The sequence below is a fragment of the Solemya pervernicosa gill symbiont genome, assembly GCF_002020875.1.
In the GTDB taxonomy this organism is placed as follows: Bacteria; Pseudomonadota; Gammaproteobacteria.
The window spans coordinates 1-23,986 of the sequence record NZ_MPRL01000018.1 but is presented as its reverse complement, the minus strand read 5'-3'; the positions used below and the strand labels follow the sequence as shown (position 1 = coordinate 23,986).

18 protein-coding genes are annotated in these 23,986 nt (G+C 54.3%); 13 read left to right on the top strand and 5 right to left on the bottom strand.

What is annotated here, in order from left to right; translation table 11 throughout:
• Nucleotides 1-20: 20 nt before the first annotated feature.
• The 3 genes from BOW52_RS06425 to BOW52_RS16970 form a co-directional block, all read right to left on the bottom strand.
• Nucleotides 21-539, bottom strand: coding sequence for a hypothetical protein (locus BOW52_RS06425; RefSeq protein WP_078483270.1), 519 nt, complete (start codon nucleotides 537-539; stop codon nucleotides 21-23).
• The gene (locus tag BOW52_RS06420; RefSeq protein WP_172840215.1) at nucleotides 539-2,275 is read right to left on the bottom strand and encodes a PilZ domain-containing protein; all 1,737 of its coding nucleotides are present in this window, start codon (nucleotides 2,273-2,275) and stop codon (nucleotides 539-541) included. The genes BOW52_RS06425 and BOW52_RS06420 overlap by 1 nt, the downstream gene beginning before the upstream one ends.
• Before the next feature lie 145 nt (nucleotides 2,276-2,420).
• Nucleotides 2,421-2,612 (bottom strand): hypothetical protein, encoded by a 192-nt coding sequence (locus tag BOW52_RS16970; RefSeq protein WP_172840213.1) that lies wholly within the window; start codon nucleotides 2,610-2,612, stop codon nucleotides 2,421-2,423.
• Between the two features lie 349 nt (nucleotides 2,613-2,961).
• Here BOW52_RS16970 and galU point away from each other — a divergent pair, with 349 nt between their 5' ends.
• Nucleotides 2,962-3,786: a UTP--glucose-1-phosphate uridylyltransferase GalU gene (galU, locus tag BOW52_RS06415; protein WP_078483268.1), complete on the top strand. Its 825-nt coding sequence runs from the start codon at nucleotides 2,962-2,964 to the stop codon at nucleotides 3,784-3,786.
• Between the two features lie 4 nt (nucleotides 3,787-3,790).
• Here galU and BOW52_RS06410 read toward each other — a convergent pair whose 3' ends face one another.
• A complete protein-coding gene (locus BOW52_RS06410) occupies nucleotides 3,791-5,224 on the bottom strand; it encodes a MinD/ParA family protein (protein ID WP_078483267.1) in 1,434 nt (477 codons plus the stop codon).
• A gap of 197 nt (nucleotides 5,225-5,421) precedes the next feature.
• Here BOW52_RS06410 and BOW52_RS06405 point away from each other — a divergent pair, with 197 nt between their 5' ends.
• The 12 genes from BOW52_RS06405 to BOW52_RS06350 all read left to right on the top strand — a co-directional run bounded on the left by BOW52_RS06405 (nucleotide 5,422) and on the right by BOW52_RS06350 (nucleotide 22,712).
• Nucleotides 5,422-7,518, top strand: coding sequence for an HDOD domain-containing protein (locus BOW52_RS06405; RefSeq protein WP_078483266.1), 2,097 nt, complete (start codon nucleotides 5,422-5,424; stop codon nucleotides 7,516-7,518).
• A gap of 48 nt (nucleotides 7,519-7,566) precedes the next feature.
• Nucleotides 7,567-9,720: an EAL domain-containing response regulator gene (locus BOW52_RS06400; RefSeq protein ID WP_078483265.1), complete on the top strand. Its 2,154-nt coding sequence runs from the start codon at nucleotides 7,567-7,569 to the stop codon at nucleotides 9,718-9,720.
• A gap of 122 nt (nucleotides 9,721-9,842) precedes the next feature.
• A complete protein-coding gene (locus BOW52_RS06395) occupies nucleotides 9,843-10,412 on the top strand; it encodes a hypothetical protein (RefSeq protein ID WP_172840211.1) in 570 nt (189 codons plus the stop codon).
• Nucleotides 10,413-10,591: 179 nt separating this feature from the next.
• Nucleotides 10,592-12,175: an inorganic phosphate transporter gene (locus BOW52_RS06390; RefSeq protein ID WP_078483263.1), complete on the top strand. Its 1,584-nt coding sequence runs from the start codon at nucleotides 10,592-10,594 to the stop codon at nucleotides 12,173-12,175.
• Nucleotides 12,176-12,266: 91 nt separating this feature from the next.
• The gene (locus BOW52_RS06385; protein ID WP_078483262.1) at nucleotides 12,267-14,075 is read left to right on the top strand and encodes a Na/Pi cotransporter family protein; all 1,809 of its coding nucleotides are present in this window, start codon (nucleotides 12,267-12,269) and stop codon (nucleotides 14,073-14,075) included.
• An 18-nt stretch (nucleotides 14,076-14,093) separates the two neighbouring features.
• The gene (locus BOW52_RS06380) at nucleotides 14,094-14,327 is read left to right on the top strand and encodes a hypothetical protein (protein ID WP_078483261.1); all 234 of its coding nucleotides are present in this window, start codon (nucleotides 14,094-14,096) and stop codon (nucleotides 14,325-14,327) included.
• Nucleotides 14,328-14,534: 207 nt separating this feature from the next.
• On the top strand, nucleotides 14,535-15,515 hold the full coding sequence (locus BOW52_RS17875; protein ID WP_078483260.1) for a histidine kinase dimerization/phospho-acceptor domain-containing protein: 981 nt from the start codon (nucleotides 14,535-14,537) through the stop codon (nucleotides 15,513-15,515).
• Between the two features lie 124 nt (nucleotides 15,516-15,639).
• The gene (locus BOW52_RS06370) at nucleotides 15,640-16,905 is read left to right on the top strand and encodes an ATP-binding protein (protein WP_078483259.1); all 1,266 of its coding nucleotides are present in this window, start codon (nucleotides 15,640-15,642) and stop codon (nucleotides 16,903-16,905) included.
• Between the two features lie 12 nt (nucleotides 16,906-16,917).
• Entirely contained in the window at nucleotides 16,918-19,002 is a 2,085-nt protein-coding gene (locus BOW52_RS06365) for an EAL domain-containing response regulator (RefSeq protein WP_078483258.1), read from the top strand.
• On the top strand, nucleotides 18,999-20,291 hold the full coding sequence (locus BOW52_RS06360) for an Hpt domain-containing protein (RefSeq protein ID WP_078483257.1): 1,293 nt from the start codon (nucleotides 18,999-19,001) through the stop codon (nucleotides 20,289-20,291). The genes BOW52_RS06365 and BOW52_RS06360 overlap by 4 nt, the downstream gene beginning before the upstream one ends.
• Before the next feature lie 121 nt (nucleotides 20,292-20,412).
• A complete protein-coding gene (locus tag BOW52_RS06355; RefSeq protein ID WP_172840209.1) occupies nucleotides 20,413-21,561 on the top strand; it encodes a PAS domain S-box protein in 1,149 nt (382 codons plus the stop codon).
• Nucleotides 21,462-22,712 (top strand): ATP-binding protein, encoded by a 1,251-nt coding sequence (locus tag BOW52_RS06350; protein ID WP_078483255.1) that lies wholly within the window; start codon nucleotides 21,462-21,464, stop codon nucleotides 22,710-22,712. Before BOW52_RS06355 ends, BOW52_RS06350 begins: the two co-directional genes overlap by 100 nt.
• Before the next feature lie 66 nt (nucleotides 22,713-22,778).
• On the opposite strand, the gene BOW52_RS06345 is transcribed toward BOW52_RS06350, so the two are convergent.
• Nucleotides 22,779-23,657, bottom strand: coding sequence for a hypothetical protein (locus tag BOW52_RS06345; RefSeq protein WP_078483254.1), 879 nt, complete (start codon nucleotides 23,655-23,657; stop codon nucleotides 22,779-22,781).
• Nucleotides 23,658-23,986 lie beyond the last annotated feature (329 nt).

Sequence of the window (23,986 nt, the reverse complement as noted above, 5' to 3'; positions counted from 1 at the left end):
GAGGGTGCTATTTAATCTGTTTAACGGCGGTTGATCTGGTCGATAAACATTTCGGTCGATTCGCGGGTGATATTGACCATGTCACCGATGAATTCGATGTCACCAATTGCTTCACGCAGCTTGTGGGCACGGTGTGAGGAGTGCTGCTGCAGTTTGTCGGTGACACTGTCGACAAAGTGGATGGGGAGTTTTGCGGCCTTGGAGATAACTATTTTTACACTGCACTGCTCCTGCAGCATGGCGTGTTCAAAAAAGCGGCGTCGCTCGGTCTCGTTTTTAAATTCGGCATCGGTGGCGGAGAGGATCTCAAAACGCCCCGGTTCATCGATGATCGGTTGCTTGAACATGTAGATTGGCAGGCTGGCCTGGGCACTGCTACGAAGCTCATTTCCGATACGCGCAATGCGGCGATGTTCGGCGATGGGTGAGAAGTCGAATTCACCTGGAGCGACCTCGAAGAAGCGAATTAATCCCTCGTCATCATCGGGCATCACGATCTGACTTAGGCGCATCGCACCCTGTGCGTTTTTGCCAATCATCAACGGAATGGTCGAGGTGCTGGCGGTTGCGATCGCCTCCAGGGTGCGGGTCTGAGCGGTGGAGATGGTGTCGCTATAGTCGACCTGCAGCTTTTCGGCATTGCGTTTGAAAACGTTGCGGAAAAAGTCGGTGACCGACTTGTCGACTTGTCGACTTGATCGACGGCGGCGTTGCTGTCGCGATCAAAGAGGCGGCTGAGGTGTAGGCAACGGGGATTTCCGCTGAGGCTGACAACCTGGTAGCTAACGTGCTTGAGAAAGTTTTTGCCTGTCTGCTCAGCGTAACGCTGGAAGCTTATCTCAACGATCTGTCGTGGATTAATCTCGAGTTCGTGCTCATCAAGTGCAATGCTGACACCACCAACCGATAGATTGACGGTATTGGATTCAATGCGCTGTTCACCAATGGTGAGTACCACGCTGGTTTTGATCAGGTATCGCGGTTCTCGGCGCTGAATATCGCGGCCGAGGGTGACAATCTCGGGCTGATTGGGTAACTCACCCTGACCGAGCTCTAGCACTTTGTTGGGTATGGTAACCGCGTCAGGGATCGCATCACTGAACATCCACTGTTCAGCGACCTCGGTCATGTCGGAGACGATGCCGACCGCACTGATTTCATCGACCATCTTCAGGATGTTCTCAGCGCTGTCGTAGTTATTCTCTGCCACCTGATTCAGGCAGGCGATCATCTTGCGACAGGAGGGTTTGTGGTAAGGGGATATCACCAGTTTTAAGAGCTGAAAGCCGGGGTGTTTCTGGTGAGAGATAACAAAGTTTACCCAATCACTACGAGTGGCAAACTCAAAATCGGTAGCTGAAATCAGTGATCCACTGGCGGCGTCGCGATAGATCATCATCAGCGGTTCGGGACAGCTCTGTTCCGTGTTACAACTCAAGAAGTGTTGGAGTCGGTGTGGCTGCATAAAGGGACTGAGGTCGAAACCACTCTCACCCTTCTTAAACTGTTCGAGCATGGCCCGGTTACCATCACTCACGCCAACCAGACCGACCCGTGCTCCGTCGGTGTCACCGCAGAAGAAGAGTGGCAGCAGAGCGCTGGAGAGGGTGTAGAGCCGTTCGGTGAGAAGTGCATTGGCAGTCAGCAGCTCATCACTGACATCGACCCGGTAGCGTGAATTATTGGCATCGATAAAGGCATCGATCGCTTTGCGATGGTCTGGATCACTCTCACTATGCTGCAGCCGTAGCTGGATTCCCGCCTTGGTGTGGTCGACGTTGAGGATGGTGTAGCCCGAGCGTACTGTGCCGATCTTGCCCTCAATGGCGGGAATCTCGATATCGACCACGCTGCCTTCATCTAAGAAGATCGGCGTGCGGGTGATGGCACAGAGACCGCTGGGAGAGATGTCGCGTGTGGTCAGCTCCACGCCACCCTCATCATGATGCAGTAGTGCGGCTGTGGACATCTCTAGACGCGCCTCGGTGCGTTCAGAGAAGTACTGCATCGAGAGCGGTTCGGGTTGATCAATATCGAGGGTGCGCCACTGCTCGAGCATCATCTGCTCAATCTCTTCTGCGGTCAGTTCGGTTGCAGCGGATGTGCCAGTGAGCTGGCGTGGTTTGGCAACCGCCGGTTTTTTCGCAGCAGCACGTTTCTCGCTCCCCTTTTTATGGCGAGCCTGGATATCTTCATACATGCCGACAGTGAAAAGACCGTTGTTCTTTTTTAACGCCTCGACGAAGGCCTGGTAGGTATCACGGTCGAGGTGCATCGAGAGGTTGCGATAGAGGTAGGCACGACACTCCTCCGCTGACCGCCATGGCGGGGCGCCGCAGGCATAAACGGTCGCGTGAAGTTTTTGCTGTTTGCTTGGGCTTGGATGCCCAAAACAAACTCTCGCAAAAATAGCGACTCCCCTATTTGGTCTTGCCGCGCATATCGATGCCGCGGTGGCACTCCTGTGAGCGTCTCCGCTTTTCAGCGCGTTGAATAAATTGGTCGGTCTTGGAACCCTCTTCAACATGCTCCGCCACCAGTTCCTGACTGCCGTCGCTGGGCGCGGTGCGCATGTAGTGCCAGATGACGCGGTTTTGAGAAGCACTGCTCATAGGTGAGGCTCCACGAGAAGTGGGGCAGTCGTATACTCTGTTTCTTTTTTTAGCAGGACGTTGGCGCTCATCAGTGACTAGGCAATCATTATTATTGTCAGCCGATGTCCCCAAGCTGTGGGCGGACATAATCCATGGCGAATGTAAGTATATGTTGTGCTTGAGCATATATCAGCTGCTGCTGCGTGTGAATAGCGGGTGTTTTGTGCTGATTCAGAAAAAGTGTGCGGTAGTGGTGCGCGGCAGCGGCCTGATTGGAATCAGGCCAATTATCGGTGGATGGCGTCTGTACCTTTAATACTATTGCGGTAACATCCCGTTCAGGATTTATTACAAGGATTCGAGAATCATGATTCGTAAATGCCTCTTCCCAGCTGCCGGATACGGTACCCGTTTCCTGCCTGCGACCAAGTCGATGCCGAAGGAGATGTTGCCGATCGTCAACAAACCGTTGATTCAGTACGGTGTCGAAGAGGCGCTTAATGCGGGTATGTACGATATCGCGATTATTACCGGTCGTAGCAAACGTGCCATCGAGGATCACTTCGATATCAGCTATGAACTGGAACATCAGATTAGCGGTACCGATAAGGAGAACCATCTCACCGAGATCCGCAAGATCATCAAGGAGTGCACCTTCTCCTACACCCGTCAGATTGAGATGCGTGGTCTGGGTGATGCGATCCTCACCGGTGAGACGCTGATCGGTAATGAACCGTTTGGGGTGATTCTTGCCGATGACCTCTGTGTCGGTGACGGTGACGAGGTGATGAAGCAGATGCTCAAAACCTATGAGAAGTATCGCTGTAGCGTGGTTGCGATCCAGGAGGTCGATCAGAGTGAGGTCGATAAGTATGGTGTGATCGGAGGTAGTGCGATCGATGAAGACACCTATATGGTCTCCTCAATGATGGAGAAGCCCTCGCCAAAGGAGGCGCCGAGTAATCTGGCGGTGATTGGCCGCTATATCCTGACTCCCGATATCTTCGATGTGCTGCGTCGTACTCCGACTGGAAAAAATGGTGAGCTGCAGATTACCGATGCGTTGCAGACCCAGGCGAGTGAGAACATGGTGGTGGGGTGTAAGTTTCGAGGGAAGCGTTTCGACTGCGGTAGCATCGACGGCTTTGTCGAGGCGACCAACTATTTCTACGAACAGACGAAGGGCGAATAGGCCGCTAATTTGACTCGTCGTGGCTGGCGAGTCTTGCCGAGTCGATATGGCTTACTGATGCTGACTCTTCACGCTCAAAGGGTGAACGTCCAAAACGATCCCTAAAACTCTCCGTCAGTGATGCGATCGCATCGCGTGCGTCTGCTTCACTCAAACTCCCGTTCAGCAGCGAGTTCTGTAGCGGGGCCTGTAGATTATCCAGTGGTCGGTTGTTGTGGGATTGATAGGCGTTGATCAGTCCATGCAGCAGTGACTCGACTGCGGAAGCGCTGTCGCGGTTTTGTGCGACCAGTTTGGCGAGCAGACGTTCGTTGTCGTGTAGCGGCTGTCGGTGCTGCTTTTCAAACAACTCCTCGAGGGTCAGCGACAGGGTCAACGTCTCCTGCGCGGGGAAGTCGTTACGCTCCAACCAACGCAGCAGGGCGCGTTGCTCGTTAAAGGGTATCGAGCCGAAACGGTTGTTGTAGCGCTCAAGCAGTGTGGCCAGGGCGGGGCGGATCTGCTGTTCGCCGAAGGCTGACTTCTCGATCATCGCAGTGAGTTGCTCAAGGAGTTCCACAGGCGTTGCAGGTTGCGTTGTGTTCGCTGAGATCTGGCTGGGTGCTTTCGCACTCTCGGTACGTTTTGCCCAGTAGCTGCTGAAACCACCGCTCTCTTCTGCACTGCCGAGGTGGTTGGTGACCGCCTCGGAGAGGGCATAGAAGCAGCGACTGGCGGGGGCCTCATGGTCGAGCAGGATCAGTGGCCGTTGCAGGCGAATCGCCCGTACCAGTGTCTCGTCCTGAAGGATGTGGCCCAGGTAGTAGGTGTCGACCTTCAGATACTTTTTAGTGGCATCCTGAAAGCGCTGAAAAATCTCCAGACTCTTCTGATGATTCGGTACCTGGTTGGTAAGAATGTAGGCCGGGGTGTCGATGTGACGATTCTTGGCGATCTTCAGCAGCGAGAAGGCGTTGGTCATCGAGGTGGGATCGGGAGTAATCACCACTACCATCTGTTGGGCCGCGCGTAGAAACTCCAGCACGGTGTCACTGGCACCCGCAGCGGTGTCGATCAGCAGATAATCGAAACGTGACTCCAGCTCGCGTAGCGCCTCAATCAATCGTTGATGCTGGCTGTGGTTGAGCTGTGCGCAATCGGCGATACCGGAGGCGGCCGGCACGATCTGTACCCCATGTGGACCTTCGATCAAGATCTCATCAATCGTGTGCTCACCGCTGAGCAGGTGCTCCAGGGTCAGTTCGGGGCTCTTCCCAAGCAGAACGTTAATGTTGGCCATGCCGGTGTCGGCGTCGAAGATACAGACGCGTTGACCGCGTGAGGCGAGGGCGATGCCGAGGTTGGTGCTGACGCTGGTCTTTCCGACGCCACCCTTGCCACTGGTAATGGCGATGACGATGACCTCGGTTTTGTGTGCTGGAGAGGTGGATTGGCTCATCAATGCTCTATTTTCTTTTCTCTCAACAGGTTGCTCGCGGTGCAACCGAATAGCTGCTGATCATAGCAGAGTCGCTGCTGAGGCAGGGTTCGCGATCGGTGCTTATTCCCGTCTGTTGATAGGAGAGGGCAGACGAATCTTGTGTCGATGGGGTAACTCTGCTACTTTTGTCTCATAAATCCATATAAATTAAGTAGATGACAACTAATCCTAATAAAGCTCTGGAAGAGATTCAGGTAAGTCGACTGCCATCGCCTCCCGTTGTGCTGCAGAAGCTGATTGAGGCGTTTGCGGGTGATGAGGCGAGTTTCGATGAGCTCGCGAGCCTGATCGAGCGGGATGCGGCGCTCTGCGCCAAGGTGGTGGCCGTTGCCAACTCACCTTTCTACTACCGTAGCGGTAACTTCAATTCGCTCAAACGGGCACTGATCACGCTTGGCATGAAGACGGTCAAATCGATCTCGGTGACCGCCTCTGTCTACCAGTATTTCTATGGCATTAAGGCGATTCCGCCACATCAGCTCAACCGCCTCTGGCAACATGCGCTTACCACGGCCGTGGTGGCTCGTTCGTTGGCCAAGGTGAGTGGTTATGCCGAGCCCGATGAGGCCTATATGGCTGGTCTGTTTCACGATCTCGGCAAGATGGTACTGGCACTTAGCCACAGTGCGGAGTATCGCGAGATAGCCGATCAGGCGCAGGGTGGTCGAGACCTGATTGTCCTTGAGCAGCAGCGACTGGATATCTCGCACGATCAGGTGGGCGCCCACGTGCTGGAGAGTTGGGGATTGCCAACCTTTATAGTCGATGCGGTTCGTTACCATCACGAACCGGTCTCAACACTTCAGGATGCCCACCATCTGGTGAAGATCACATGGCTGGCCAACATCGCGGCACAACACAATTATCAATCAGGTAGTGAAGAGACGGCCGGTGCGGCCAACCTGTTTGGTTTTACTGTTGATATGTTCGATGAGCTGCGCAGTAGTGCACTGATCGAGGTAAATAACACCCTCACAGCACTGGGCATCGAACTCTCCCCAGAGGCTACGGATGATGGTGCTGCCGCCGTGCAGAGTCCGCTGGCCGAACAGGTGATGGGCGAGGCGCTACGTAACACGGTTAATGAGCAGTTCCGTGACGGTGCCGACGAGGGCGAGGTGGTTGATGCGATTCTTCGCAGTATTAATATCGTCTTCGACGCCGATCGGGCGCTGCTATTCGATTTTGATCACAACACCCGTCGCCTGCGTGGCCGCTCTTCAAGAAATGGTGTACAGCGTATCGAAGAGCTTGAGTTGCCTGTCGAGGCGGGTAGGAGCCAGCTGATTCAGGCGCTACTGACCCGTTCAGTGATTGAGAGCGGTGCAGATACCGATGCCAATGTGCTTGATCGTCAGATCGTACGCATGCTGGGCCGACCGGCTGCGCTATTTGTGCCACTGATTGCTACCGATGAGACCATTGGTGTGTTGGTCATCGGCGTGACACCTGTTCAGGCCGAACGTCTAAACAGAAGCCAGTCGCTACTGATCGACTTCGCCCGTGACTTCTCCGCCCATTGGCATGCCCTGCGACAACGTCGGCGCAGTAAAGAGACCTTCGAGGAGGAGCATGCCGCCCGCTATAATCTCCATGCCCGCAAGGTGGTACACGAGGCGAACAATCCGCTGGCGATTATGCGCAACTACCTGGCGCTGCTCGGCACCAAACTCGATCCTGTGGCCGATGCTCAGGAGGAGTTGAAAATCATCCGTGAGGAGATCGATCGAGTCGCTGGAATTATTGCCACTCTTCCCGATGTCAGTGGTGCTCAGGAGCAGGAGAGTGGTGCGGTTGAGGTGAACACGGTGGTGAAAAATCTGCTGCGCCTGATCGAGAACGGCATGCTGACCAACCGCTCGATTGAACTGGTGACAGAGCTTGATGAGGCGATACCGCCGCTGCTGACCAGTATCAATGCGCTCAAACAGATTCTGCTCAACCTGAGTAAAAATGCGATTGAGGCGATGGGTAGCACCGGTCGTCTGATGATTACCAGTCGTGACTATGTCTACTTCGACGATAAGGCCTTTGTTGAGTTGAAGGTGATCGACAGTGGCAGTGGCCTGCCTCCGCATGTGTTGGCCAATCTGTTCCAGCCGGTTGATAGCACCAAGGGTGGGGGGCATGCAGGGTTGGGGCTCTCTATTGTGAAAAACCTTGTTGATGAGCTGGGTGGCAAGATCAGCTGTCGCAGTGGACAGGGTGGTACCGAATTTCAGATTCTTCTACCAAGGGAGTTGGAGTGTTAGATCGGGCGGAGTCCCAAACCTATTAGCGTAGTAAGCCGGGAGTGCAAGATGGTTGCCTCAAATACAATTAAGAGCGATAGCGCCAGAATTCTGGTCGTCGATGACAATGAACGGATGCGCAAGAGCCTCGCCGCACTACTGGAGGCACATGGCTATGAAGTAGAACTTGCCGACGGCGGTGTGCAGGCACAGGAGTGGCTGGAGCGACAGCACTTCGATGTTGCGATGCTCGATCTGATGATGCCCGATCTGGACGGTTTTGGCGTGATGCGCCGACTGCGAGAGCGCGATATCGACACCTCGGTGATCGTCGTTAGTGGTGACAGCTCGGTCGATGTGGCGATTGAGGTGCTGCGTGCCGGCGCCTACGACTTTGTGCGTAAACCCTATGCACCTGAGGTGCTGCTGCATGCGGTTGAGAATGCGCTTGAGCAGCGTCGTCTTGGGCAGGAGCGGGAGCAGATGCAGCGTCGTATGGAGCGCTCCGAACAGCTGCATCGTTATATGGTTAACAAGTCACCCGATATCATCTATCTGCTCGATTCCGAAGGGCGTTTTAAATTCATTAATGATCGTGTTGAGAGCCTGCTTGGTTTCTCTCCGCGTGAGTTGATCGGTAAGCACCATACGGCACTGCTCCCTGAGGGCGAGGTGCCGGCTAAGGACCGTTTCGATGAACGTCGTGGCGATAGCCGTCGCAGTAAAAGCGTGGAGATGACGCTGCGCTGTAAGCAGGGGGGCGCAAATCCGGTGGTGGTTGAGAACTCGGCGATTCAGGTTGAGCTCAACGCCTGGGGCATGTACTCCTCCCCTGAGGATGGCGATCGTCGCTTTGTCGGTACCTACGGCATCGCGCGCGATATCTCTGGACGTAAACAGGCCGAGGAGACGATCCGTTTCCAGGCCTATCACGATCTGCTCACTCAGCTGCCCAATCGGACCCAATTTAAAGAGTATCTTGAAGCGGCACTACGCCGGATTCAGGATCAGGATGATCGCCTGGCGGTGATCTATGTCGATGTCGATCGTTTAAAGATTGTCAATGATCAGCTCGGCCACCTCTACGGTGATGAGATGCTCTGTACCCTGGCGACACGCCTCAAGGCGTGCCTGCGTGAGAGTGATACGCTGGCACGTATTGGTGGTGATGAGTTTGGCGTGCTGCTACCCAAGGTCTCCGGTGTTGAGGATGCCAAACGGGTGGCAGAGAAAATCATCGAGATCCTCAAAGAGCCTGTGCGTCTGGGTGAACATGAACTGTTTGCCAGTGTCAGCATGGGTATTGCGATCTGTCCCGAGCATGGTCTTACCGTGGATGCGCTGTTGACCCATGCCGATATCGCCATGTATCACGGTCGTGATCTGGCGCGTGGTAGCTACGGTATCTACAGCACCGATATGGACGGTGAGTTCTCCCGTCACCTTGCGATCGAGCGCGGTATCCGCACCGGTCTCGATAGCGGCCAGTTCTCGCTCTGCTTCCAACCTCAGGTCAGCAGTGAGCATGGCAACCGTCTGATCGGTGTCGAGGCGCTGGTGCGCTGGAACCATCCTGAATTCGGTAATGTGCCGCCCTCTGAATTTGTACCGGTCGCCGAGGAGTCGGGGCTGATTATCATGCTCGGTGACTGGGTGTTGGAACAGGCGTGTCTTGCCATGGTCGAGTGGCGTGAACTCGGTTTTAATCAGGTTCGAATGGCGATCAACTTCTCCTCAATCCAGGTTGCTCAGAGTGACTTTGCGGAGAAGATCCTCATTGCCCTCAATCGTCACAATCTACCGGGTGAGATGTTTGAGGTGGAGATCACCGAGAATGTATTGATGAGCGACATGGATAGCGTCTCAGAGAAGCTCGGCGTGCTGGTGAAAGAGGGGGTGACGGTCGCCATTGATGACTTTGGTACCGGTTACTCTTCGCTTAGCTATCTGCACAGCCTGCCGATTCAGCGTATCAAGATCGACCGCGCCTTTGTCAGGGTGATCGGTGAGACCGAAACTGAGAGTTCTATTATCAATGCGATCGTCTCAATGGCGAGTGGTCTTGGCATGGAGGTGATTGCCGAGGGAGTAGAGACCGATATTCAGCGCAGTTATCTGGCGCAGGTTGGTTGTGAGGAGCTGCAGGGTTTCCTCTTCTCCAAGCCGGTACCGTCTGCTGAGGTCACCGAGATTCTGTTAAATAGTGTAAAGAAGCGGGCCTGAGCAGCGGCGGTCTCTGGCGTGCCGGGGACTGCTCCGGTAGCCTGAAAGACACTCCCCAGAAGGCTTGTCCCGGTGCTGAATCGACTGTTAGTCTGGGTGACAACTAATCGCTTGCGTCTATTATGGAAAGTAGTCGTAACCGATCTTCGATTTCGCTAACAGGTTTCCATATGACGATACGTCCACTTGCTCTCTCCCTGTTTCTCCTCTCTCTATTCGTGCTGTCCGTTCAGGCGGCCAAGATTCTGGAACTTGATGGGGCCTACGGCATTCACTTTGGGCCGCTGGCCGGCTCCGGAGTGGTTGTGCTTGAGGAGGTTGCGATGGGGGTCGATCATATGCCGGGTACCCGTCTGATTGAGGTCGTCCCGCCGCAGCCGATCTACTATTTCGAACACTACTTTCTCAATATCGACCACAAGGATGACTCGATTGCCCGTATCACCGCCAAGGGTGACTACGAGAGTATGGCGGCCTGCATGATCGTAATGGGACAGCTCACCACTGAGATGTCGCGAAAGCACGGTGAATTCACCGAGAATCAGGTCGAGAACAACACCAATCGCACCATCAGGCGCGTGCTGCGTCGCTCGCTCAACTTTGGCAATGTTCAGGTTGAGATGTCGTGTAACGATACCCGCGAACCACAACGCTTCCTGCTCAACCTCTCCTACCAGAGACACACCCGCTAATCGGCGCAAAAGCCGTTTTCCACATACCGATATCACCCCCCTGTGGGGTGTAAAGCGCGTCGCTACAAGTCTTTTTGGCTTGACTGATTCTAAATTCCACCGAAGTCTCTGCCTGTGGTACATTCCGCATCGAAATATGACGGTTGAAATACATTTTTGTGACAGCAATGGGGCGGGTTATGGAACTGAAGAACATCAACAAGATAGAAGCGGCAACCACTGAAAGTCGGGGTGAGTTCTTCAGACTAGGTACGGCATTGCTGTTTATTGTTGGTGTAATGCTCTATACCGGCGTGCGAGGTGAGGCACCGGTCAACTACATGCTGGTGATCGCCGCAATGATCGGCGGTTACATGGCGATGAATATCGGTGCCAACGATGTCGCCAATAATGTCGGCCCTGCGGTTGGTTCCAAGGCGCTGACCCTGACAGGTGCCATTGTCATCGCAGCCATTTTCGAGGCCTCTGGTGCGCTGATCGCAGGTGGCGAGGTGGTCGGTACCATCCGTAAGGGGATTATCGACCCGGCGCTGATCAGTGATCCCAATACCTTTGTCTGGTTGATGATGGCCGCGCTGCTGGCCGGTGCGCTGTGGCTCAATGTGGCGACCGTTATGGGTGCACCTGTCTCCACCACCCATTCAATCGTTGGTGGTGTTCTGGGAGCCGGTATTGCGGCTGGCGGCTGGGGAATCGCTGATTGGGGTAAGGTCGGCGCGATTGCTGCGAGCTGGATAATCTCACCGCTGATGGGAGGCCTGATTGCTGCTGCCTTCCTGCTTCTGGTCAAACGAACAATTACCTATAAAAAGGAGATGCTCGTCGCGGCCAAGCGAATGGTGCCGCTGCTGGTTGGCGTTATGGTCTGGGCCTTCTCCACCTACCTGATCCTCAAGGGTTTGAAGAAGATCTGGAAGGTCGATTTTGTCACGGCATTCTCCATCGGTCTGGCGATCGCCGTCCTGGCCATCGTTGTTGTTCGTCCACTGGTTGCTCGTGCTGCAGAGCTCTACCCGAATGAGAAGAGTAGTGTTAACCGACTCTTCACCCTGCCACTGATCTTCGCGGCAGCGCTGCTTAGCTTCGCCCATGGCGCCAACGATGTCGCCAATGCGGTCGGTCCGCTGGCTGCGATCTACGATGTTATTTCACACGGCGGTGCCGAGGTGTCAACGAAGGCGGCAATTCCGCTGTGGGTGATGATGGTTGGTGCGATCGGCATCGCCGTTGGTCTCGCCCTCTATGGTCCCAAGCTGATTCGTACCGTTGGTACTGAAATTACCGAAATGGATCAGATGCGCGCCTACTGCATCGCAATGGCGGCCGCGATCACCGTGATTATCGCCACGCAGATGGGGCTGCCGGTCTCATCAACGCACATTGCTGTCGGTGGCGTATTTGGTGTCGGCTTCCTGCGGGAGTACATAAAGGCCTCCTATGCGCGCATGGTTGAGGATATCAAGGCGCACCATCCCGATGGTGATCAGGCGGCTATCGAGGCGTTCCTGATCGACTTTAAGGATGCCTCGGTCGATGAGAAGGGACGTATGCTGGCGGAACTGAAACAGCGGGCCAAGGAGCAGACCGATCCCGCACATCTGACCAAACGTGAGCGCAAGGATCTGCGCAAGGTCTATCGTCAGGAGCTGGTGAAGCGTTCTCATTTGCTGAAAATTGCTGCGGCCTGGATTATTACCGTGCCGGTCTCAGCCGCAATCGCCGCAATGATATTCTTCATGATACGCGGCATAATGCTTCCGTAAGGTTCATCCGCGAGGCGGGGGTGATAATCATCCCGGTCTGCATCTGCACTGTGGATGAACGCCTCCGATAAAAGGTGGGAAAGGTTATCCGGTGCTAAGAAAGATATTTCTACCCACAATCTTTGTCGTTCTCGGCTACGGTTTCTGGATTAGCCCTGACTTCAAAGAGATTGCTGCCGGTGTGGCAATCTTCCTCTTCGGCATGCTCTCGCTGGAGGAGGGCTTTCGCGCCTTCACCGGCGGTATCCTCGAACGTATTCTTAAATTCTCAACCGATCGACTGTGGAAGAGCGTCAGCTTTGGTGTGCTGAGCACCACCCTGATGCAGTCGAGCTCACTGGTCTCGGTCATCACCATTTCCTTCTTAAGCGCCGGTCTGCTTGGACTCTCTGAGGGTATCGGAATCATCTTTGGCGCCAATCTCGGCACTACCACGGGTGCCTGGCTAGTGGCGGGTCTGGGACTCAAGGTAAAGATATCCTCCTACGCGATGCCGATGTTGGTCTTCGGTGTGATCATGCTGTTCCAGAAACCTAAGGTAGTGAAGGGGCTCGGTTACGTGCTGGCTGGCCTCGGCTTCCTGTTCCTCGGTATTCACCATATGAAGGAGGGTTTTGAGGCATTCCGTGAGACGATCGATCTGGCCGAATATGCCGTCGGCGGTTATCCCGGACTATTCCTGTTCGCCCTGATTGGCATCGCGGCTACGGTGATCATGCAGTCGAGTCACGCCACCCTGGTGCTGATTATTACTGCCCTGGCGGCGGGGCAGATTACCTATGAGAACGCCCTGGCGCTTGCTATTGGTGCCAACGTCGGCACCACCATTACCGCCATCATCGGGTCACTCAGTGCCAACGAACAGGGCAAGCGACTGGCCGGTGCCCATCTGGTCTTCAATGTGGTGACCGGATTGATAGCGATCATCTTCATTGCCGAGTTTGTTCGTGCCGTTGATACTATCTCACTCTGGGTCGGTATCCGGGATGCCGACTACACGCTTAAGCTCGCCGTTTTCCACACCCTCTTTAACCTGGTCGGTGTGTTGGTGATGCTACCCTTCATCGGCAAGCTGGTGCAGTTCTTCGAGTGGTTTATCAAGACCCGTGAGCCCTCGATACTGGGCGTAAAATATCTCAATGATGCCTCGGTCGATTTCCCCGAAACGGCACTCGAGGCGGTACGCAACGAAACGCTGCACATCTACGATAACGCCGTGAAACTGATCGCCAACGGTATCAGTATGCCGCGAGAGTTGATCTTCTCAGATAGAGCCCTGGACAAGGCGGTGGCGCGGCAGGCGCGGATTATTGAGGTCGATATTGATGATCTCTACGAGCGCAGCATCAAGGGGATCTATAGCGAGATCGTCTCCTTTACCAGTCAGGCAACCTTTAGCTGGGAGATGGAGCAGACTGGAAAGATCCACTGGCTGCGCAACGCCAATCGAAATATCGTCGATTCGATTAAGGATATAAAACATCTGCGTAAAAACCTGCTGCGCTTTATCGTTACCGATAATGCAACGATTCGTGGTGAATATAATCGCCTACGTGTATTAGTCGCCTCGGTACTGCGCGAACTTGATCTGGCACGTCGTGCCGAGGGTGATGAGATGCCGCTGCTCTCTATCGATGCGCTCAAACTGATGGTCGAGGAGAGTGACGATCAGCTCAACGAACGACTGGTGGGTCTACTGCGTGATGAGCGGATAACGCCTGCGATGGCAACCTCACTAATGAATGACAGTGGTTATGCACTGGATGCCTGTCGCAATCTGTTGGAGATGGGTGAGACACTGTTTGTTCATCGTGATGAGGATGTGGCAGAGGCCGAACGCGATGTGGCGCTCAGTGATGAAGAAATCGACGATATTCTTGATGAAGGTGATAGCCGCTGAAGCGGTGGGAGAGTTGACGTGCAAGACGAGATCATCAAAAAGCTCAAGGCTTACTTCAGCAAGGGATTCAGAAAGAAACTGAAGAAAGAGGCGTCGTTGCAGGGGGTGATTGCACGACTGGCAGCTAAGGAGCAGAAGCTAAACGGTAAGCTCGCTGTTGCGACCGAGGAAGATGAGGTTAAACTGCTGCAAAAACAGATTAAGGTGCTGCACGCCCAGCGTAAAAAGGCCGAGAGGCTGATCGAAGATTAACCTTTTATATTTCCCTCATTCTCCCCGTTCTATTTTTCCACGCCGAAGTTCCATTCGGTAATAAACCCTTACGCAAGTGGGTAATGGTGCACTACGAAGTGTGCTACATAATATATTGGAAGTGCTAAGAAATTTACTCGAGGGCTGGAAGCGGGTAGATATCTTCGGTATGAATCGTGTGACCCAAATGGTGCGGTAAGAATAATAGTGAATGCATCAGAATTCAGGCTCGCTCTGGGCTTTGGCATTATCGTCCTGCTGATCTTTGCGCTCGGCGTGATCGGCCTGACGGAGATGCAGCGCCTGGACGATCGGCTCGAATATATCGTTGGAGAGCGCAACGTTAAGGTCTCCCTCGTCTCTACCATGCGCCACAAAGCCCGTGAACGTTCCATCTTTACCTTCATGATGCTGGATGAGAAGGATCCCTTCCTTCGCGATGATCTGCGCATGCGTTTTCATGAGGCGGCCAGTGAATTTATGGCGGCACGCGATCAACTTGAACAGATGCCGCTCTCCTCTGAAGAGCGCTCCTACATCGACTTCGCCCGTGAGATGGCCGCGCAAGGCGCGACCGCGCAGCAGAAACTACTCGATGCACTGTTTGAGGATCGCTTCGAAGAGGCGAACCGTCTCCAGCTCAGTCTCGCACTACCGGCACAGAACAAGGTGCTGCACAGTCTGAGTCAGTTGGTGGAGTATCAGGAGCGAGCGACCGAGCAGGCAGTGGCCGAGGTGCGGCGTAGCTATGAGAATGCACGTATCGCCTACACCGCAATCTCCTTTGGTGTGGTGATGCTCTCAGTGATGGTGGCCACGGTTGCGATTCGCCGCACCTCGACGATCGAGCGAGACCTGCGTGATGCGAAAGAGGAGGCGGAGCAGGCCTCCGAGGCAAAGAGCGAGTTCCTGGCCAACATGAGTCATGAGATTCGCACACCGATGAATGGTGTGCTTGGCATGCTCAATCTGCTCAAGCAGACACCACTCTCAGAACCGCAGCGTGACTATCTAACCACCGCCTATGTCTCCGGTGAAATTCTGCTCTCGGTTATCAATGATGTGCTCGACTACTCGAAGATCGAAGCAGGCAAGATGAGTGTCGAGTATCAATCATTCGATTTAAACAGAGCCCTTGCCGATACCGTGGCGCTCTTCTCCAATACCGCCGCTGACCGCCATGGATAGCGAAGCGACGGGGCGCCGTAGGCATAAACGGTCGCGTTAAGTATTTGCCGCTTGCTTGGGCTTGGATGCCCAAAACAAGCTTCCGCAAAAATAGCGACTCCCCGGGCAGGAGAAAGGGGTTGAGTTGATTCTCGATATCGCCGAGGAGATGCCACTACAGATCAGTGGTGATCAGGTCCGGCTACGACAGGTCGTTGGCAACCTGACCAGCAATGCGGTCAAGTTCACCGATCACGGCGAGGTGGTGGTTCGTGCTAGGCTCGAAACTGAGCGAGAGAGAGACTATGTGATCTGTATTGAGGTGACCGATACCGGTATCGGTATTGCGCCAGAGCAGCAGGGCCGTATGTTCGATTCGTTTGCTCAAGAGGACTCAACCATAACTCGCCGCTATGGCGGTACCGGCTTAGGCCTGGCGATCTGCAAGCAGCTGGTTGAACTGCTGGGTGGTGAGATTGGTGTTGAATCGACACCGGGTGAGGGTAGTACCTTCTGGGTCAGGCTGCCGCTGAAAACGGCCGATGCAACGGATAAAAAACTATCGAGTCATCATCTGAAAGGGAGCTACCGATTCCTGCTGGTGGAGGAGAATCAGACCGCACGCAACGTGCTGGCCGAACACATCACGGCATGGGGCGGTCTCTGCGACTCAGCGGTGAGTGTGGAGGATGCACAGCAGAAGGTGGTCGATGCCGAGTCGCATGGAACCCACTACGACGTCATCATCGCAGATATGACCAGTACCGATAGTGATCGGATGTTTCTCCATGCCCTTCACTCACAGGGGCTGGCGACAGGTAGTCATATCGTACTAATGAGTGGTTCAGGTTGTTGCGCTGGTGGCTGTGAAAAAGAGCGTCTCGATATAGAGCTCTGCATCAATAAACCGATTAACTTCTCAGAACTGTTCGAACGCCTGGCTGAAATTCTTGACGGTGTCAGTAGTGAGACGATCGATCTCTCTGCGCGCGAAACGACCAGGCGACCCGACGGTGAGAAGTGGTCGGTGCTGGTTGTCGAAGACAATGCGATCAATCAGAAGGTGGCCACCGGTATCTTGCAGTACCTCGGCTTTGCGGTCGATGTAGCCAATAATGGTCAGGAGGCGTTGACCAGTGCCTCGGTCGGACATTACGACCTGGTATTGATGGATTGTCAGATGCCGGTGCTCGACGGTTATGAGGCGACCCGTGCGATTCGCCGTCTGGCGGGAAAGATTGCCAAGGTGCCGGTGATAGCACTGACGGCCAATGTCTCAGCACGAGAGCGTAGCCGCTGTCTGTCGGCTGGTATGAACGACTATATCGGTAAACCCTATGCACCAGATGAGTTGCAGCGTAAGGCGCTCTTCTGGCTTGAGAAGAGAGGGCAGGATAGTGAGCTGGCGTAGAGAGGTGGTGGCGTGAGTCAGAGAGAGAGCACGATCCTGGTGGCCGATGATGATGCGATCACTCGCAAGACCGTGACCAAGGTGCTGCAGAGTGAGGGCTATCAAATCACGGATGTCGATACGGGTGAACGGGTGCTCGATCTCTTCACCGAACTTGAGCCCGATCTTGTGCTGATGGATGTGATGATGCCGGGGCGTGATGGTATCGATATCTGTGCCGAGCTGCGAAGCCGCTACGGTGATCGGGTACCCGTGATTATGCTCACCAGCCTTAATGATGTTGCTGCCGTGGGGCGAGCCTTCGATGCAGGCGCTACCGATTTTATTACCAAACCGATCAACTACGCGCTGCTCAGCCAGCGGGTGCGCTATGCGCTGCGTTCAGCCCAACTACTAGACAAACTGCAACTGCAACAGAAACGCCTTGCCCACGCGCAGCTACTGGCCCGACTCGGTTACTGGGAGTACAACTTCGAAACAGGTCGCGTGGTCTGTGCGGGTGATCTGGCTGGACTGCTGCTGGGGCCAAAGGAGGACGACAGTATCGAGGTGGAACGCTTTATCGGTCTGCTGGATGAGGTCGATCGTGACGACTTCCGTCAGCGGCTCGAAAGTCTGGGTGAGAGTGGTGGCACCTTTGTGCATACCGGCCGACTGATTCTCGATGACGGTTCGGTGCTGATTGTGCAGCAGCACGGCGAGGCGATGCACGATCGACAGAACCGTATCATCGGTGTGGCCGGAACACTGCAGGACATCACCGCACAGAAACAGGCCGAGATGCTGGTGGAGTTTCAGCGTAACCACGATCACGTCACCGGGCTGGCCAACCGTACTCTGTTTGATACACACATTGCACAGCTGGTTGAGAGCTACATTGAGAACGATGGGATGATCAGTGTCGCCTATATCGGCGTTGATCAGTTGAAGCAGATTCACGAAGGCCTCGGCCGGCGCATGGGCGAGGGGTTAGAGAAGGCGATGGCTAACCGCCTGCGCAATCTGGAGGCAGAGGTCGATATGGTGGCACGTATCGATGCGGGTCTGTTTGCTGTGGTCTGTAGCAGTTGGGAGAGTGCCGAGGCGGCCCATAGCGCGCTGGAGGCGCTACGTCAGCAGCTGGGTGGCGGTTATCCACTCGGCAAAGAGCAGTATATGGTGACGGTCAGTATCGGCGTCGTCTTCTATCCGTTTGATGCAGAGAGCGATGATGTGCTGCTACAAAAGGCGGAGGCAGCGCTCTCGCTGGCCAAGACCCAAGGTGGTAACCAGCTCGGCTACTACGCTGACGATGTGGTGAGCAAGATTCAGCGTCGCCTCACCATCGAGAAAGAACTGCACAAGGAACTGCACAAGGTCATCGAGCAGATCGGACTCGATCTCCACTTCCAGCCGCAGATCGATATCGAGTCGGGTGCCGTGGTTGGTGCCGAGGCACTACTGCGCTGGACCCATTCTGAGCTGGGTTACATTCCACCGCCCGAGTATGTGCACATCGCTGAGGAGTGCGGCCTGATCGGTCAGCTGGGACAGTGGGTGGCTGAGGAGTCGATGCGCCGCTGGGCGAAGCTCAGTCGTGAGACCGGCACCGAACTACGTCTGGCGATCAATGTCTCTGCGATGCAGTTCACTGATCCTGAGCTGGTGCCGATGCTGCACGCCGCCACCAAGGCGGCGGGACTTCGCTCCGAGCTGATTGAAGTGGAGATCACCGAAACCCAGGCGATGCACGATATTGCACTGACCACACGCGTGTTGCTGGCGCTGAAGGGAATCGGTATCGGCACAGTGATTGATGATTTTGGTACCGGTTACTGTTCGCTTGCCTATATTCAGAAGCTGCCGATTGCCGGTATCAAGATCGATCGCTCCTTCCTCGGTGGCTCAGATATCGAGAGCACCAACTGGTCGCTGGTTAAGGCAATTATCGCCATGTGCAAGAGTATCGATCTTAACGTATTGGCAGAGGGTATCGAGAGTGAAGAGCAGATGAGCCACCTCAAGCAGCTCGAATGTGATGAGGGGCAGGGGTACTTGATGGGACGTCCGATGCCGATTGAAGATCTGATCAGAACCATGCAGGAGCAAGCTTCGTGAGTCGACTGTTACTGCTATCACTCATTCATATCCTCGGTGTGGTAACGGTAGCGCTGGTGGTTTACTGGATTAACGCCGAAGAGAAACAGCGAGAAGAGACGGCTGCCAAAATGGTGATTCACCATATGGGCGAGGCGGCTTCAAGTCAGATTAATCGTGAGCTCAAGCAGTTGCGCCGTCACGTCAGACTCTTCTCTGAAGAGTATCGTGAAGAGATCATCCAGCTGATGACGGAGAGTGGCAATGAGGAGCTCTACAAGCGGCTGAAAAATAGAATTGAGGTCTATATCCCTGACTTCTACGCCTTCTCAGTGGCACCGCCTGATGGTGAGGTGCTGTTTGATCCCTTTAAAGAGGCGATCGGTGATCTCTGTCGAATCGATATGCGCCACACCATGGAGGGAGAGAAGAGCGCGGCACCCTATGTTCATCCGGGGCCCGGTGAGTACCACATCGATATCATGGTGCCATTCGATATGGGCGTCGCGGGTGAGCATGGTGCACAGGGGCTGGTCTTCGTCAGCGTTAAACCGCAGCGCTTCGCGAATATCCTCTCTGACAATCAGCACCACGACTTCAACCTCTATCTGGTCCGTGAAGAGGCCAGTCAGCTAATCGAGGTTGGTGCAGGGGGGGTGCGCTCTTCACTCAAACGAAGTTTCCGCCTTGAAGCGCAGGAGTTAACACGCATCGGCTATCGCGCTGCAATCCCAGACACCCGTTGGCATCTGTTGGCCATTCGTAGCAAGGAGCCTGGGGTCGGAGTGTTACCCCGGCTAATGAGTGCTGAGTTTGTTGTTGTCTTGATCTATGCACTGACGGCGCTGCTCTCACTCTACTGGTTTATGCGCTGTGCAAATCGTGATGCACGCAAGGAGACGGCTGTTCGATCGGCACAAGATCTACCCAGTGGCGTAGCGGCGAGCGGTGTTGCCGTGGGGCCAGAGGTTCTTGATAAGACGGTGCTTGATGGGCTGGTCGAGACGATCGGACCTGATGCGCGTGAACTCTACTATGAGCTTCTCGATGCACGAGATGAGACGGTTTCTGAGATTCTCTCCATGATCGCGGTGGGTGAGTATGACGCATTGGGCCGACTGACCCATCAACTTAAAGGCAGCGCTGGAAACCTGGGCTTGTTGGCACTTGCTGCGAGCTTTAAAGACCTCGAAGCAGCCGCCAAACAGGCCGCCTCAGAGCAGGAGCTGCAGCATCACGCCGCGGTAGTGACCAAGGGCTATGATCAGGCCAGGGTGGCCGTCGATGGTGTCATTAGGGGTAGGGTGTAACAGAGTGTGACCGATTACCTTATCTTATTTGTCAGGATATGGTTGTATTAGTATTCACTTGGTTGGTGACCACTGCTGGTATTAAGAAAAAAACTAAGGAAATCAGATGCTGCACAAGGAGATGGCACAGTTTGCGCTCGAAAATACGCCGATGCAGGTGTTTTGGATTGACGAGTCTGGCTGCTTTGTCGAAGCGAATCCCGCCGCCTGTCAGGCGCTTGGTTACTCTCATGAAGAGCTACTTGCTCTTAGAGTCTCAGATCTTGATATCAATATTCCCGCTAAACAGTGGGGCTCTTTTTTCCGCGAATTAAGAAGTGCGGGGAAGAGGATCTACGAGACGCAGTGCCGACAAAAGAGCGGTGCACTGATCGATGTGGAGATCACCCTCTCGCTGTTTGAACAAGAGGGGCAGGAGTTCGTCTGTGCCCTTGCTCACGATATTGGAAAACGCAAACGTGCTGAGAGCGAGTTAAAGCGTGCTTCTCGACGCATGAGTGTGGCTGCAAATTCAGCGAGTATCGGTATCTGGGAATGGGATCTGATCAGCAATGAACTGATCTGGGATAGCAGGATGTTCTGCCTCTATGGGATCGAGCCAGAGAGCTTTACGGGCGCCTATGAGGCGTGGGAGCAGGGGCTTCATCCCGATGACCGAGACAGAATGAATGGGGAGGTTGAGGTTGCACTGCGTGGTGAGAAAGAATTTGATTCCGAGTTTCGGATTATTACGCCAGCAGGAGAAGTTCGCTACATCAAGGCCAACAGCGAGGTCATCAGGGATGAGAGCGGTCAGCCGGTGCGTATGATCGGCGTCAACTTCGATATCACAGAACAGCGTTCGCTCTATGAACGTGCCGAGATGCTACAAAGGCTCGCAGACCACTCCGATCTGGGTATCGGTTGGGCCGATATGAACGCATCGGTTCGCTACTTTAATCCGGCGATCAAACGCATGTTGGGTATTGGGGTGGATGATGATGTTAGCCAATTTACCTTCAACGACTTCTACAGTGAAGAGCACCTTCACAGGCTGCAAACCTCCATAATTCCAGAGGTGGTAGAGCGTGGTCGCTGGATCTGCGGTCGCTGGATGGCCAGTTTACACCCACTATCCATAACGTATTCCTACTCAGGGATGAAGAGAGAAATCCTGCTGCCTTTGCCAATGTGCTTATCGACCTCACCGCGCAGAAACAGATTGAAGCGGAGCTGCGTGATCTTAATGAGCAGCTTGAGAACCAGGTTGAGGCGCGCGCCGCAGATCTAAATGCCGCACTGCTTATCGCCGAGCATGCCAATGAGGCGAAGAGCCAGTTTCTCTCCCGCATGAGTCATGAGCTGCGTACCCCACTCAATGCGGTGCTCGGCTTCGCGCAGCTGCTTAAGCTTGATAGTGGTCTGGAAGAGATGCACGGCAACTATGTCGAGGAGATTCTCGGTGCCAGCCACCATCTGCTGGAGCTGATAAACGAGGTGCTCGATATCGCCAAGATCGAATCGGGAAATATCGATATGACACTGCAGGAGGTTGAGCTGAATGAGGTGCTCGACGAGTGTCTGGCACTGGTAGGAGCGTTGGCAGAGCAGTACCAAATCTCACTTGATGTGCAGTGTGATAAAGGTGTGGTTGTCCTCAGCGATAGGACACGCCTTAAACAAGTTTTATTAAATCTGCTCTCCAACGCGATCAAATATAACAACAAGGGGGGAGAGGTTCGCCTGACGGTTGAGAGCAGAGGTGAGCGGCAGATACGTATAGAAATTGCAGATACCGGAACGGGCATCTCCAATGGCGATCTGGAGCTGATGTTTCAGCCCTTTAATCGACTCGGCGCAGAGAACAGTACCATTGAAGGCTCAGGCATCGGTCTTACCCTGACGCGCCATATCGTTGAGTTGATGGGAAGCACGCTCGATGTGGTCAGTGAACTCGGCAAAGGGAGTAGCTTCTGGTTCGAGTTGCCCGCAGGTGACGTGAGCAAGCAGAAAGAGATCGATCAGAAACTGAGCTTACCCATTGAAATGGAACTTCTGAGTAAGGTGGGCGCACGCACGGTGCTCTACATTGAAGATAATCCGGTCAATCTGATGTTCATACAGCAGCTGCTGACACGCTGTAAAAACATCAAACTACTAACGGCCGAGGCGCCCAGGCGCGGTATCGATCTGGCTATAGAGCATCAGCCCGATCTCATTCTGCTCGATATCAATCTGCCCGAGATGGATGGTTATCAGGTGATGGAGTATCTGCAAGAGAAGTTACAGTTCGATACCACCCCCATCATCGCCATCACCGCCAATGCCATGCAGGAGGATATCGAACGGGGTATTGAGGCGGGTTTTACCGACTACCTCACCAAGCCGCTCGATATCCGGCACTTCTACGGCGTCGTTGAAAAGGCGCTGCAGCTGAATTAATAAAAATAGCCGCAACATCCCTGTTAGCGGCTGAAAAGATAAGAGCGTCTTCGCTAGTCATCACGACTAGTAGTGACGATAACGACGCTCCCTTTTTCCATTACGATCAATCTGCTCCGCATCGACACTGACCGCCGTCAGGCCGCCATCCTTTCTCTCCTGACGCTTCTTCTGTTGTGCCGCCTTCCTGGCCTTACGCTCCGCGTCTCGCTTGCTCTTCACCGTCTTGCGCTCAACCTTGGTAACCTTCCTGGTGCCATTGCGCTTCAGTTCACGTTCAACCTTCACGCTCCTCTTCACCACACGGCCGTTACCCTTTACCTGCTTCGATGCTTGAGTCGTAGTCACCTTCACACTCTTCTTGCCCTTGATAGGGTTGGGTATCACACGTTTAGTGCGTACCACTTTTCTGCTCTTGATAGCGTGATCACGTTTATCGACCGCTTTTTTTGACACGACTGTTCTGGTTGTTACGGCCCTCTTCTTAGGGTGTGTGGTGGATCTCTTCTTAATATGGGTGACGCTCTTGCTACCAATGACAGGCCCCCGCTTATCGATATGCACGGCACGTTTCAGCTCTTTTCCATCGTGTCGATGCTTCGTCTTGTGAATGAATCCCTTCTTATCAGCGTGGGGGTGTTTGTCATGATGGTGATCGGTATGTTTGCCGTGGTGCGGATGCTTATGCACCACCTTCACAACCCTCTTCACCGGGGGAGGAGTGTGGATGTGGTTGTGGATCACCTTCGTCCTGTGCACCACCACAGGCGGCTCATCGTAGTCGTAGCGATCGGCATAACGATCGTAGTAGTCATCCACCACCTCGGTGTCGTAGTAGTCGTAGGCCTGCTCCTTGTAGACACGCACCTCAGAGTGGGTCGGATTCACATTGCAGCCGCTGAGCACCAGCAGCGCACCCATTGCAGGTAGAAGTAGCTTGATCATGACGTGCCTCCTTATCGTTATCGGGACACTCTGCCCCATGCACGCCTTCAATCTATCCCTGCGGTGCTGAACGGAGGCTGAACGAGTGGGTGGGTCGAGAACGGCATGTTGCATATGACTAGTATCTATATGCATGGGTACCGATTTCATTGGCTTTAGAACAGCTCGACTAATAGACTCACGCCATCGATTCGGTGTTAGAGTAAATGAGCGGTTAAAGCCACAGCGCTCCATCGCTGACCGCCATGGATAGCGAAGCGAAGGCGGTTAGTCCGCGATAGTCGACGCCGTCTGCATATTCGTAGTTGAGAGCGCGAGCGAACGACGAA

Coding starts and splice junctions, on each gene's coding strand:
- BOW52_RS06425 (WP_078483270.1), bottom strand. CDS start 539: ATGATTGGCAAAAACGCACAGGGTGCGATGCGCCTAAGTCAGATCGTG.
- BOW52_RS06420 (WP_172840215.1), bottom strand. CDS start 2,275: ATGCACCTCGACCGTGATACCTACCAGGCCTTCGTCGAGGCGTTAAAA.
- BOW52_RS16970 (WP_172840213.1), bottom strand. CDS start 2,612: ATGAGCAGTGCTTCTCAAAACCGCGTCATCTGGCACTACATGCGCACC.
- galU (WP_078483268.1), top strand. CDS start 2,962: ATGATTCGTAAATGCCTCTTCCCAGCTGCCGGATACGGTACCCGTTTC.
- BOW52_RS06410 (WP_078483267.1), bottom strand. CDS start 5,224: ATGAGCCAATCCACCTCTCCAGCACACAAAACCGAGGTCATCGTCATC.
- BOW52_RS06405 (WP_078483266.1), top strand. CDS start 5,422: ATGACAACTAATCCTAATAAAGCTCTGGAAGAGATTCAGGTAAGTCGA.
- BOW52_RS06400 (WP_078483265.1), top strand. CDS start 7,567: ATGGTTGCCTCAAATACAATTAAGAGCGATAGCGCCAGAATTCTGGTC.
- BOW52_RS06395 (WP_172840211.1), top strand. CDS start 9,843: ATGGAAAGTAGTCGTAACCGATCTTCGATTTCGCTAACAGGTTTCCAT.
- BOW52_RS06390 (WP_078483263.1), top strand. CDS start 10,592: ATGGAACTGAAGAACATCAACAAGATAGAAGCGGCAACCACTGAAAGT.
- BOW52_RS06355 (WP_172840209.1), top strand. CDS start 20,413: ATGGCACAGTTTGCGCTCGAAAATACGCCGATGCAGGTGTTTTGGATT.
- BOW52_RS06345 (WP_078483254.1), bottom strand. CDS start 23,657: ATGATCAAGCTACTTCTACCTGCAATGGGTGCGCTGCTGGTGCTCAGC.